This is a genomic window from Acidiphilium rubrum, from assembly GCF_900156265.1.
Classification (GTDB): domain Bacteria; phylum Pseudomonadota; class Alphaproteobacteria; order Acetobacterales; family Acetobacteraceae; genus Acidiphilium; species Acidiphilium rubrum.
This window is the reverse complement of record NZ_FTNE01000023.1, coordinates 47,852-60,510: the sequence shown is the minus strand read 5'-3', so window position 1 is coordinate 60,510 and position 12,659 is coordinate 47,852. Positions and strand designations below refer to the sequence as shown.

Genomic DNA, 12,659 nt, shown 5'->3' with positions numbered 1-12,659 from the left:
CACCGGACCCAGACCGTGCCGCACAACGCGGTCGCGGCCGTCCGCCAGCCGTTCACCCTTCATCGCGGCCAGAAACGCCTCAGCCTCCGCCTCGATTGCCTGGGCCAGCAGCCGACGGGCCCCGTCCCTAAGGATCCCCGTCAGCGGATCCTCAACGTCTCCGGGCTTGCGGAAGGGAAGAATAGTGCTATCGCTCGTCATAGGCGTATCGCTCCTTCAAGAGGTTCAGGCAGGCTTCCACCCGCCTCGATACGCCACCTTTCTCACCAAGCCATCACCCAATTTCGGCCATAGCTCTAACATCCACCGCCCCAGTCTCTACCAGTTTTTTGCGCATCTCGCGCTCGGCATTACCGGCATCGGACGCGGAATTGGCCATAACGAAGCCGGCGCGGCCGCGTTCGTTCAGGGCAGCTGCAAACAAGCCTATCCAGAGGTAGTTGGCGTTATTAACGCTGGGGATGCCAAGAGCAAAGCGCGGTTCCACCTGACCTGCTTCGTTCACCAGCTTGCCACGGTCCACCTCGGACTGGTTGAAGGGCGGGTTGGCCATCACATAGTCGAATTTGCCCACCATGTTGTGTGGGTCTTCGTAATAGGAGTTGGCTTCGCGGATGTCGCCCGAGAGGCCGTGCACCGCGAGATTCAGGCGGCAGAGCTTACGGGTATCAGACATTTTTTCCACGCCATAGACGCTGATCTCGCGGGACGGCGTTTTATGGTGGCGGCGGACGAACTCGGCGGAATGCACGAACATGCCGCCCGAGCCGCAGGCAGGGTCGAAAATCTTGCCGTGGTAGGGCTCGATGACTTCGACGATCAGTTTCACGATGGAGGAAGGCGTAAAATACTCACCACCCTTCTGCATGAAGGCAGAGGCGAACTCACCCATAAAATACTCAAAAATGAGGCCGTAGGCGTCGCCTGTGATTTTGAGCGGCTGGAGCAGGCGCAGCAGCTCGCGCAGCACGCTGTTCGGCAGGGAGCCATAGCCCTGTGGGAGCACGCCAGCGAGGTCGGGGTTGTGCTCGGTGATGGCCTTCATGGCCTCGTTAAGCGCCTCGGCCATGTTCTCCGTCTCGGGTAGGCTGATGAGGTAAGATAAGCGGGCGTGATGAGGCAGGAAGATGGCGCCGTGGCCGTGATAGTCCGGCGGTGTGGCCTTGAGACGGCCTTTGAAGGTTTTGGAGAGCTCGGCATGGACGGCGTCGAACTGGGTCTCCATCTGGCGCAGAGCGATGAGGGCGAGCACTGGCTGGGCGTATTGGTCCGGACGCAGGGACGTGTTGGTCCAAAGTTGCTCTGCCGTCTTAAACAAACGGCGCGAAAGGTCTTGTAGATCTACGCTCACGGTTTATTCCTCACATTCTCGTCAGTTTGCAATGTTGAACGCCCACCCCCCAAGGGATATCGTTAGCGTAACCTACTTTTTGAGCTATAACCAACGTCTCTATTATCGCATCATTCCATTGCACCATCGAACTGGCCACTCACACAGATAAGGCAACATTGCTCCCTTCAATTTAACATTCGCCCGGACACCCCCGTTCGCCGTGTGCAGATTAAGGGCCTGCATGCGTAAATTAACTGATCTGAGCCCGACATCAGATTGTCGTGTTCACAATTCGTGATCCCAGGCCGTTTCGTTGCGGTATACCCCAGAGGAGCGGTTAGTTGAGACAGTTTTTTCGCGTTAATAGGGTAGTTTTTGGCATTATGATACGATAACGGGAAGACGTCTAGAATTGTATGAGACACATTATAACCATTCGTGACTATGCCACCGTCAGGACGATCGACCATCGCCTTGCGACTCAGCAGCGGGCCTTGGATACGGCAGGCTGCCATATAAGGCCAACCAATTGAACGGCAGCTTTGCGCTCATTGGCGCCCCTCAGCCGATGGTTGGCCTCTCCCGAAAGCAGCCGTTCGTTCGGTGAGGCCGCGAAACCCGCGCTGGCGAGCCCCGAACGGCGAGAAGGGGGGTGGAAAGAAGATCGCCCGCTCCCGATTAGAAGCGCCCTGAATTCGGACATTTGCTTGCGGCCGCCAGGGCATTGATGGCAGGCACAATCAGTGCGGCGGCACGGACGTCACGGAAAGCGCGCGGTGCTCTTATTCCCCGACACATAGAAAGCCGCCAAGACCGAGGGCTCCTCGGCGCTCATTCATCAGTCTCGCAAGTTCCTCAATAATGCGACAAGTTCGTCCATTGCTGTATATGGATCGCTGGCCTCGCGGGCGTCGAAACGGACACGAAGACGCTGCGCGCGTGCGGAAGCAACGTCCAACTGTGGTTCGGTCAGACCAAAGATGCCACGAGAGCCTTTTTCATAGCCTGGAATGTGCCGCTTCAACCGGCTAAATGTCTCAGTCCGATGCGAGAATGCTTGAACATCCTCGAAATGCAACAGGAGCCAAAGTTCAAAGCAGGGAACGGACGGAACGGCTACAAATCGCACTGGCTTTCGCTCGTCATTCTGTAACTTACCGTCGAGTGCAGCAGCTCGGTCAAGCGCATCGCAATAAGTCAGGTGGCTGTCGCGGTCGAATACCGCATAGACCCGTTCGTATGACCGAGTCTCAAGGAATGTGCGATGAGCGAAATCTACAACTTGGCGCGACTCTGTCCCGAGCGCGCTGGGAAGCACCTTCACATGCGCCGAAGGTATTGAATTTTGACGGCGGATATCCTCAAGGTAGTGCGGCTCTGTTTTCTTGCCCTCGCAGACGATCAATATACGCTCATAAGGCGGTCGATTTTCAGACTTTCGAGCGAGCTGTCGAGCCTGACGAAATTTTGGATGATTATCTCTCGGCACAGTCGCTCTCGTCGATCAACTGAGTCGCAATGACCGGGACGCCGCCATAGCGGCCAGACAGGTAACCCTTTTCCAACGCCTCGCTCTTTCGCGGAGAGAATTCCATGAGCGGTACTAACTCAGACGAGTGATTCCGGCGCTTCTCTGTTAGCCAGATCTGGTCACGCCGGAGCAGGGTGGTGTCGAGCTGCGATGTGTCGTGTGTAGTAAAGATAAGCTGAGCACCATTACAGTTCAGGTCAGGGTTCTGAAAGGTATCGATGATCTGACGGACGAGTAATGGATGCAGGCTCCGGTCTAGTTCGTCAATTACCAGAATCCTTCCGTGTTCCAGAATATCGAGAATGGGACCCGCGAGCGCAAAGAGCTTCTGAGTGCCTTGGGATTCGTCGCTCAATTCAAAATCAGCAGACACAGAGTCAATCGTATGTTTGAAGCGAGGTAGCAGCAGCTCAGCTTCTTCCAGTTTTGTGTCTGCTGTTCCCTTTAACGGATCAAATGTGATACTCTGCTTATAGCCTTTAGTTGGTACTGCGGAGATCGCCTTAATTGCGATATCTGCCCTTGAAAGCAGGGAGGTAATCTTATTCTGTCCCGTCACCGTCTGAATCAATCCCGTCGAAAAATCAGGCGATATTTGACCACCATCCAGAAATACTTTCAGCGTCTCTGAGAACCAATTATACAGTGGAGCGAGACTCTCACTGTTGAGCTGGACTGCCGTCGAAAGAAAGAGCGCATTCGGCCTTGTGGCCTCTTGCCATACGCGCTTTGCGCCTAGCAGGTGGGGACCGAACTCGAACGTATCCTTGCTATCGTTGATGCCAATCTTACGATAAAACCACTTTTGAGGCTTCGACTTCTGATATACTAACAGCCATTCAGAGATAATTTTTGCCGAGATAAACTCAAACCCGTATTGATACCGAGTGCCATCAAGAAGAACAGTAACCTCGAAAAAGGTGGGTTCGGCCGCTGATTTCTGGTCGAGCCGAAACGGCTGGACGTTGAACATGTGATTCGGCTGTGACGCGGCAGATTCGAGAACGACGCCGCGCATCAACTGCAAGGCCCGGATGAGATTGGACTTGCCGCTTGCGTTAGCGCCGTAGATCACAGCGGCTCTCAGCGCGCGCGGCAGGGAAGAATTGTGCGTTTGGATTGTATTGGTACCTGCCAAGCTGCGATCCTTTGAGGCAACAAGCGACAGGACGCTCTCCCCTTTGAACGATCGAAAGTTTCGGACACGGAATTCCAATATCATAAGGGTCCCCCAATATTGTGATCATATTTGCACATTTTATGTAAAATAGCCAGCTATTTTCAAACGGCCACGAAAATATCTCGTGTCCGCGTTGGCAGGCGTCGACAAAATAAGAGACAAACTGCCCGCTTGCTCGATACGGAGCACGTAGTACGACGTACGCACACAATGTATTCGAGGCGGCTCAGAAGGCCACCAAGACGTACTGATTTTCGATGGCTTCTTGCCGCGCAGGCGGTTCCTAAGCCAAATGTCCGCTATCGCGTCTTTTTTTTCCATAGCGGACCAGCCGCTATCGGCCAACTCCCGCCATTAGCGGAAGCTCAGTATTCCCAGGAATCGCCTTCTCGTTGACGATTACGCGGTCCCGCGATCCTGGCGAAATGATGTGCCAGGCGCACGGTTTCTGACCCAGATCACATTTTTTTCTTCAACGTCGGTGACGCCTTGAACCGGACGGTTTTGCCGGCCTTGATCTTGATCGGGGTGCCGAGACGCGGATTGACGCCTTTCCGCGCCTTGGTCTTTCGCACCGTGAAGGTCCCGAAACCCGGCAGAGTGAATTTGCCGCTTTTTTTCATCTCCGCCACGATGGCATCGACCAATGTGCCCGCAACCTTGTGCGCCGCTACAGCGGTGATCTCTGCGGATTGCTGAATGGTTTCTGCGATAAATGCCTTCGTCACCCTATATTCCCCTATTGTCTTTGCCGCTGCCCATCGGCGCGCATCCTCCTACCAGAAATCATCAATATGCCAATTCGACCAGGGGGATTAACGCTCATACGCCAGCCCATTCGCCGGATGATCGGCCCCCTTGCCCCCCATCGATGTTCCACATATGTTCGCATCCGCTGATCGAGGAGTTACGAATGAGTTTGGCAGTTTGCTCGCCAGCACGATGACGGTTCTGCTCCACACCAATCCGCACAATGGCGATCCCTGGTACAGCAACCAGCATTCGGCCCGGATCGAGGCGACGAACGATACGACATCGTTGATCGGTGAGGCGATCCGTATGCTGGAGCCGATGTGGCGTGTGGGGTTCCGGTATTCGAAGGCGGGGATCATGCTCGGCGAGTTGATCGATGCGGGCAGTCAGCCGGTGTCGCTGTTTCCGACCAGGGATCCTGTGCGGTCGGCGCGGGCGATGGCGGCGCTCGATGCGGTCAATGGTCGGTTTGGCCGTGATACGCTGCGCCCGCTCGCAACGGAGATTTCGCGCCCCTGGACAGCCAAGGCGTTGAATTTGTCGCCCCGATATACGACGCGGATTGGCGAGATCCTGGTTGGAACCGCCTATTGAGGGGACGCGCTCTCGAGGGGCCACGCCCGGTTTGATGGCCTTGGCGGCCCACAAGGGGCTATGAACCGCGTGCAATCAGCCGCTGGAGGGGAGGGACCATGACCGAAGAGGAGGTGAAGCGGCTCGAGGAGATGGCGCGGATGCTCAGTGCCTCCGGTGCCTACCGCGTCCTGCGCAAGCTGGCACCCCGCTCGCCGGTCGCTGTCGAACCTGGCACGCCAACCCGGCCAGGGTTATTCGTCGATGTCGAGACCACCGGGCTCGATCCCGAAACCGATGAGATCATCGAGATCGCGATCGTGCCGTTCACCTATGCGCTTGACGGTCGGATCATCGATGTCGGCGAGCCCTTCCAGTCCTTTTGTGATCCCGGTCGCCCGATACCGCCCGAGGTGGTGGCCCTGACCGGCATTACCGATACCATGGTCACGGACCAGACGATTGATCTGACGACGGTGGAGGGAATGGTGGCCCCCGCCGCTCTCGTGGTCGCACATAATGCGGCGTTTGATCGCCGTTTCATCGAGCGTCTATGTCCGGCCTTCGCGGGCAAGCCCTGGGCGTGTTCGATGACGGAGGTCGATTGGGTCGCGGAAGGGTTTGAGGGCCTGAAACTTGCCTACCTCGCGATGGGGGCGGGTTTCTTCTACGACCGGCACCGGGCAGCGAATGATTGCCTCGCGGCGATCGAGCTGCTGGCCCTGCCACTGCCGCATTCGGGCACGATTGCGATGAGCCGTCTGCTCGATCGTGCCCGGAGCGTGACGTGGCGGATCTGGGCCGAGGGTGCGCCGTTCGATCTCAAGGATGATCTGAAACGCCGGGGTTATCGTTGGGGTGGTGACACGGGGTTCCGGCCGCGGACATGGTATATCGACGTTCCGGAGGCGAAGCAGTCCGATGAGATCGCCTATCTCAAGACCAAGGTTCTGGATGCGGGACGGGACCCATCGGTGCAGCGGATTACCGCCTACGACCGGTTCTCGAAACGCGGCTGAATCTGCTGCCGGCCGCCGTGAGGGCCGGATTGCCGAGAGACATCAGCACATCGCTTCGCTGATCTATTCGCCCCGATAATCCCCTTTCGCGCCTGCATTCCGTCATCACCGAAACGTGAACCGGCGGGTGCGGTTTGCATTATGCACTTGCGATCCGGCTCGCAATGCTTCCGGCTGGAGGTGTTGTGATGGAACTCGCGCTAGCCAATTCCCGGCCCTACGGGGCGGATGCCGTCCCGATTGCGGGCAAACTGCCAACTGTCGATATTCGAGCCGCGTTGCCGCATGCCGCGCCAACGCTGGGCGGGCTGATGCGCATGTTGGTGTCGACCTATCGTTTGAGTCGTGGTCCGGGTCGATTGATGCCGGTGGAGTTCTTGCAGCATCGGCTGTGGGATCGCGAGCTGATGCCGGGCGATCGAGCACGGTTCGTGGGGCTTGCCGCGCAGGGCTTATTTCATCGCACGACCTGCGATTACGGCTGGCGCGCTGTTGCCGATGACAAGCTCATCGCGCAAGCAACCTTGTCGGCAGCCGGTATTGCCGCCGTCCCCGCAATAACCGGGGTCGCACATCCGACCCGGGGCCTGGATGGTGCCGCGGCGTTGCGCTCGATCGATGATGTTGTCGGGTTCCTGCGTGATCCGTCGCAGTATCCGTTGGTGGCCAAACCGATCGATGGGGTGTTCAGCGTTGGGGTGATCCACGCGGTATCGGTCGATCTGACGTCCGACACGATCCGGGCGGTGACCGGCGCTACCGTACCGATACCGACCGTCGCAGCCCGCATCCTCGATTATCGGGGCGGGTATCTGATCCAGCGCGCGCTTCTGCCTCCAACTGAACTGGGCCGTATGTCGGGTGGACGGGTTTGCACGGTTCGAGTGCTGGTGTTGCTCACGGATGCCGGCCCGGTCATCCATCGCGCCGCCCTGAAAATCCCGATCCGGGCGAACGAGGCGGACAATTACTGGCGGGAGGGCAACCGGCTTGGCGCGATCGACCTCGTCACGGGTGAGGTAACGCGGGTGATGACGGGGAAAGCGACGTCGTTGCGGCGCGATCCGATCCATCCCGATACGGGGTGCGCGATCGAGGGGGTCATCGTCCCGGACTGGAACGATCTCCGATCCCTGGTCACGCGGGCCGCGCCATTGTTTCCGGGGATCAGGACGCAATCCTGGGACGTCGCGATCACCGACCACGGGCCGATTTTGCTTGAGCTGAACTGGGGTGGTGATCTTTACCTGCATCAGATCGCCCACGGCGCGGGTGTGCTCGATGATGCCTATTGCTCGCATCTTCGCGCCTGTGGGTTTCAGGGACGGCTGCTGGGGTAGGGGAGGGAGAGGGGAAGGGGAGATGCTCTCGATCGCGCCGAAAGGAAAGACCAGTCCTGCGACGCCGTTGTCGCGGCGCGATGATCAGTTATTGCGTCGCGCGTTCGGACGCTATGCGGTGTTTGCGGAGCGTGTGCCTGCGGGCGATATCGTCAAGCGCGTCCAGGACTCCGGCCCCGGTCACTGGATCCTGTGCGACTGCCTCGGCAGTGCTGGCGAGGACCGGCCACCCGCGCTGGTACCGGTCGCGTCGAGCCATATTCGTCGTCATACCAATGTCTGCTGGCCGCCACATGCACCGGACTGCGATTTCTTCCGCGAGCCGGAGGAGCAGAAACACGTCACGGCGAGTTTCCGGCTGGGAGATCAACCGCCCTGTGTGATCAAGGGTTATGCCGTGGAACCCGTGGAGTACCGGGTTCAGCTCTCCGGTGTGAGCCATGCCGAGGAGCGTTCCCCGCTTGCCCGCCTGCTCCTCGGGTTGGTTGAAGAAGCTGGCTTGCAGCGTGTGCGCCCCGGCTGGGTCGCGCGCGATCTGTCGGGCCAGTATCGCGCGCTGCGTCAGGCGGCGAAGCAGATCGAACTCGCCGACAAGGTGTACCTACGACCGTATCTCGAGACCTATGCGCCGCAGTATGAGGCCTTTCGTCAGCGCATCGAGGAAACGCCCCAGAACAAATTCCGCAAATCGCGCCCGCACGGCATTTTCATCACGGCGGCCAAGTCGATTTCCGAAGGGAAGATCGAGCCGATGGATGGGATATCGATCCCGGTCATCGGGCGGCTGTCGATCTTCGGCGAGATCGAGGGGCACGGCAGGATCCAGGACGCGGCGGCGCGTCGACCGCCCTATCTGGTAGCGGCTCTGGTCGCGCGGCCGGACAAGGACAGTCCTGCCGCGATCCTGCGCGCCTACGCCCATCCGGTCGCATCGCGCTCGCATCTATTGCTCCTCGACAGCGACAACGAGCGCGTGACCTTGCGCAACCTGCTCGATCTGCAGATCTGGCTGGCCAAGGCGCGGAACGTGTTGATGACGATCGAGAAGCCGCAATTCGATCTGGGTCCCGCATTCGATCCGGCGGCGCCGGATGCCAGCGTGGAGGCTCGTCCGCCGATCATTCCGGATTTCGTGGTGCGGGCCAAGGCAGCCAGCGGGCGCAAGGCGACGGTGATCGTCGAGACCATGGGCTATGACGACGAGCGCTACCTCGATCGCAAGCGCCTGGTGCATCCGCTGATGCGCGCGGCACTCGGGGGCGCGCCGATCGTCCTGCATCAGCCGCGCCGGGCGGGGCCGGCGGTGACCAGCGAGGACAAGGATTTCAAACGCCGTCTGCTCCGGTTCATGTTCCAGCAGCTCGATCCGGTCGAGGAACAGCAGCCGCGGGTTCCCGCATAACCATCCGTCCGGCCGGATCAAAGCGGCCAGACGGTTTCACGATAAAGTGAAATCCTACCCTCGTATCATCCATACGCACTTGCGATAGCGGTGGTGATGGTCTCCGTCGAAGGAGATTGATCATGCGTATTCCAGTTGCTGTTTTACTCACCGGTCTACCCGGTCTGGCGATGGCGGCGTCGGGTCCCGATTGTGCGGTTTCTGCCACAAGCCTGGGGCGGGCGGCGTCGGCGCATCCTCTGGCGTTACCGGCCTACCCCACGCCGGTGATGCCCACCGCCAACCGGCCGGTGCTGGCCGCGCCGGGCAAGACCCCGCCCAGGACGAAACCAGCCTCTCTACCGCAAGCCAACCCGAACCAGCCGGCTCGCGCAGCCGATCCTCCTCTGGTCCCATCCGTCGCCGCATTGGCGGCAGCACAGGCGGCGGTGACGCTGGCGTCGGCTCCGGCGTCAGCTCCGGCTTCGGCATCGGCATCGGCACCAACGCCGGCGCCACGGACACCGGCAACACCAGGTGCGCCGGTCCTCCGCTCGGTTCGCGACCTGCCGATGCCCGCCGGGGTCAAGCGGATCCCAGCCGCGGAGATCACGGCGGTTCCCGCGTTGCGTCAGATCGCCTCTCATGGTGCCGCGCTCTACGATATCGGCACGATCGATGGGATGCGGGGCGTGTTCGCCAAGAACGGCTCTTTGTTCTCGGTCTTCTACATCACCCCCGATGGCCGTTCTGAGATTCAGGGCGAGATGTGGAGCGATCACGGCAAGAACATCACGCTGCGCCAGGTGGCGGCGATTCCGGGCGTTCTGCCTACGGTAACGATCGGCAAGATCGGCAAGCATCAGCCAGTTGCCCATGCGTTCGTTCACACCACAGGACCCTCTCCCGCGGCTGCTGTGGCTCCCGCGACGACGGTGATCCCGCCCAGCAACCCGCCGGCGCCATCACCGATCGCCCCTCTGCCGGTCCCGGTCAGCCCGGCGCAGAAGGCGAGGGAGGTCGCCTCGGTGTTCCGGATGCTGCGCTCGACCGATCACGGAACGGTCGGGCTAGCGGGCGCGCCGCATCTGTGGATGCTGATCGACCCGATGTGCATCCATTCGATCCATGCGATGCAGGCGCTGGCGCCGTTTGTGAACGCGGGAAAACTCCGCCTCAGTGTTATCCCGCTGTCGATCCTCGATTATGAGGACAAGGGCGAGAGCACGGTGAAGGCGCAGGTGATGGCCAGCCGCGCACCGGCCACGATGGTTGCCGACTGGATCGACAAGGGCCTGCCGGAGACCGCCAGTGCCGGTGCGGCGGGCAAGCTCGCGCGGAACATGGCGGTGGCGCGCTACATCGGGCTGACCGGCACGCCGACGTTGCTGTGGCATGCACGAGACGGGCTGATCGGCCGCAGCAATGGCAATCCGGGCGATGTTGCGACGATCATCGCGTCGATTCAGCCGCCGTCCTGACCGGCGAGCGCATTATGGGTCGCAAGCAGGCACGTGCGGGAGAGAGCCAGACCAGAAAGCCGGTGGGGCGTCCGCGCAACGGGCATGATCATCCACCAGGACAATTGGAGCTGCCATTATGGACCAACCACAATTCCCCGATCCGCGTGATGCCGACATCTGGATCGAGCGGCACGGCAGGGACGGGCTCGCCATGTTCCGGATCCCCCGTTCCGGACGACGGCTCCAGGGAATGACGGCGCGGATGGTCGAGGTGCTGTGCCATCCGGCGACCAGTGACTGGCTGAAACGTAGCATCATCACCGCCGTGGCGCGTGATGCGCTCGATGCGGCGCGAGATGCGACGCATCTGGCGGAATTGCTCGATGAGCGGTTCGAACGCGTGGTTGGCTCACACCCGGGCCGTGCGGTGGATGTCAGCCGTAAACAGGAGGGTTGAATGGCGTCGAAGCAAAAAACCGGGAGGCGGCCGCAGGACGGCAAGGAACCGAACCAGGCGGCTGGGATGTTCAGGCGGGCGTTTCGGTGGGGGGTCAATCCCAACGCGATTTTCGGGACGGATGAGATTCGGATGAACGCCCGCTACATCGGCGACATGTGGTCGGGCCTGCAGAAGGAACGATCACATCGCCGGCGTCGGCTGACGCCGGACGGGAAATATGATGTCGTCGCGATGGCGTTCGACTACGGCACGTCGCCTGATCGCATCCTGATGATGATCGCGAATTCGAGGGCGATATCGGCGCGGGCGAGCCGGATCTATCTCATCTCCGGGATCATGCTGCTGCTGTATTGGGCCTATCGGGTGATTGTCTCGCCCGTTGGCCTGGGCAACATCTTCTATGTCCTGCTGGTTCTCGCGATGGCGTTGTGGTTTCTGGTCCTCTCGTTTTTCAAGGCGATGGAGAACTGGCGGTTGCGCAACCAGCGGCCCGGTACATTCACAGAATTTCTGCATTCGGATGACAGCTGGTGGCCGCGGTGACCACGCGGGGAGGGTGAGGATTCAGGCACCGGTTGATCCTGCCAACGACCCTGGGTTTGGCAATCATTGGCCGGGGGGACAGGTCGTGCGGTGACCGCGACGGCGGCTGAATGAGAGTAACGTTGTCGGGACCGGCGACGGAGCTGGTCCGTCCGGACCGGATGCCGGCCACCGTGGGGGCGCGATCCGAAAAGAGCGCGGCCGCGGTAGACCGCGACCGATCGTGATCAGCACTACATTTACGCCATAGCTCCGCGAAGAGGCCGTTCGCGAGTACGATCAAGAATGCCCGACCGATCGTGAGCGACTGTCTCGCCTATGAGAGCCACTCAACCGACACATTCAAAGCCTGCGCGAGTTTTGCAAGGGTTTCGGGGGTCCCTGTACGGCGCCCACTTTCGAGATCGGACAGATAGCCTTGGCCGATATCTGTTTTAAAAGCCAAATGAAGTTGCGTAACGTCGCGCCAGTGGCGAATGGCTCTCAGCCGACTTTCGCCGCGAAGGATCGCGGCACTAACCTCCGGTGGCAGCACGACGCCTCCGGCGGCCAATTCAGCCTTCCGAGTATCGTAGACAGCGACGTCGTCAGCGTCCTCGGTCTCGTGATCGGCGCGTTCGAGGAGTGCCTCATATTCGGCCCGTGGGAGCACCACCAGCTCTTCGCCAGCGGGCGTCCGAATGATCTGTGGTGCGCTCATAGCCTTAGCTCCTCTTGTATGTGGTTGTGGCACGACGGCCGATGTAGATTGCCAGGATCGTGGTTGCATCCTCATCGAAGATGACCCGGTAACTGCCTATGCGGAGACGGTAGCCGTCGCGGCCCTGCAAGGCCTTAACGTCGCCTTGGCTAGTCATGGCGTAACGGTGGAGGCCAGCTTCCACCTGCTCGCGACCGTCTCGGGGAAGGGCATCGAGATCTTTTGCAGCGCCTAATGTAAGAATGATGGATTTCACAAGCGATAATATCGTTCAACGAGACTGTATGTAAAGCGATAATATCGCTCACGATCGTAGGGCTTGGGGAAAATCAGCTACGTCGGCGGGTTCGGGCGTGGACGTGAGCGCGCAAGCGGACATCAAT

General features: G+C 60.1%; 12 protein-coding genes and 1 pseudogene. 7 read left to right on the top strand and 6 right to left on the bottom strand.

From position 1 onward, the window contains the following. The 5 genes and pseudogenes from BW994_RS20020 to BW994_RS14715 all read right to left on the bottom strand — a co-directional run. Positions 1-201, bottom strand: a pseudogene (locus tag BW994_RS20020) (IS256 family transposase); the annotation flags it as partial. 73 nt (positions 202-274) lie between these two features. Beyond that, positions 275-1,351 carry a type I restriction-modification system subunit M gene (locus tag BW994_RS14730; RefSeq protein WP_029312033.1) on the bottom strand — a complete coding sequence of 359 codons (1,077 nt, stop codon included), beginning with the start codon at positions 1,349-1,351 and terminating at the stop codon, positions 275-277. A gap of 820 nt (positions 1,352-2,171) precedes the next feature. Next, positions 2,172-2,738: an RloB family protein gene (locus BW994_RS14725; protein ID WP_211252780.1), complete on the bottom strand. Its 567-nt coding sequence runs from the start codon at positions 2,736-2,738 to the stop codon at positions 2,172-2,174. A gap of 70 nt (positions 2,739-2,808) precedes the next feature. Next, positions 2,809-4,002: an AAA family ATPase gene (locus BW994_RS14720; protein ID WP_211252779.1), complete on the bottom strand. Its 1,194-nt coding sequence runs from the start codon at positions 4,000-4,002 to the stop codon at positions 2,809-2,811. A 500-nt stretch (positions 4,003-4,502) separates the two neighbouring features. After that, entirely contained in the window at positions 4,503-4,772 is a 270-nt protein-coding gene (locus BW994_RS14715) for an HU family DNA-binding protein (protein ID WP_029312031.1), read from the bottom strand. Positions 4,773-4,926: 154 nt separating this feature from the next. On the opposite strand from BW994_RS14715, the gene BW994_RS14710 reads away from it, so the two are divergent. The 7 genes from BW994_RS14710 (at position 4,927) to BW994_RS14680 (ending at position 11,576) form a co-directional block, all read left to right on the top strand. Further along, positions 4,927-5,391, top strand: coding sequence for a DUF4113 domain-containing protein (locus BW994_RS14710; RefSeq protein ID WP_081849097.1), 465 nt, complete (start codon positions 4,927-4,929; stop codon positions 5,389-5,391). Positions 5,392-5,489: 98 nt separating this feature from the next. After that, positions 5,490-6,389, top strand: coding sequence for a 3'-5' exonuclease (locus tag BW994_RS14705; protein ID WP_029312029.1), 900 nt, complete (start codon positions 5,490-5,492; stop codon positions 6,387-6,389). 188 nt (positions 6,390-6,577) lie between these two features. Continuing rightward, on the top strand, positions 6,578-7,729 hold the full coding sequence (locus BW994_RS14700) for a sugar-transfer associated ATP-grasp domain-containing protein (RefSeq protein WP_029312028.1): 1,152 nt from the start codon (positions 6,578-6,580) through the stop codon (positions 7,727-7,729). A gap of 22 nt (positions 7,730-7,751) precedes the next feature. Further along, positions 7,752-9,131 (top strand): hypothetical protein, encoded by a 1,380-nt coding sequence (locus tag BW994_RS14695; protein ID WP_139334139.1) that lies wholly within the window; start codon positions 7,752-7,754, stop codon positions 9,129-9,131. 122 nt (positions 9,132-9,253) lie between these two features. Further along, the gene (locus BW994_RS14690) at positions 9,254-10,591 is read left to right on the top strand and encodes a hypothetical protein (RefSeq protein WP_156038135.1); all 1,338 of its coding nucleotides are present in this window, start codon (positions 9,254-9,256) and stop codon (positions 10,589-10,591) included. 118 nt (positions 10,592-10,709) lie between these two features. After that, positions 10,710-11,030 carry a hypothetical protein gene (locus BW994_RS20015; protein ID WP_029312025.1) on the top strand — a complete coding sequence of 107 codons (321 nt, stop codon included), beginning with the start codon at positions 10,710-10,712 and terminating at the stop codon, positions 11,028-11,030. Further along, positions 11,031-11,576, top strand: coding sequence for a hypothetical protein (locus tag BW994_RS14680; RefSeq protein ID WP_029312024.1), 546 nt, complete (start codon positions 11,031-11,033; stop codon positions 11,574-11,576). It begins immediately after the preceding gene. Between the two features lie 316 nt (positions 11,577-11,892). On the opposite strand, the gene BW994_RS14675 is transcribed toward BW994_RS14680, so the two are convergent. Beyond that, positions 11,893-12,276 carry a helix-turn-helix domain-containing protein gene (locus BW994_RS14675; protein ID WP_029312023.1) on the bottom strand — a complete coding sequence of 128 codons (384 nt, stop codon included), beginning with the start codon at positions 12,274-12,276 and terminating at the stop codon, positions 11,893-11,895. Positions 12,277-12,659 lie beyond the last annotated feature (383 nt).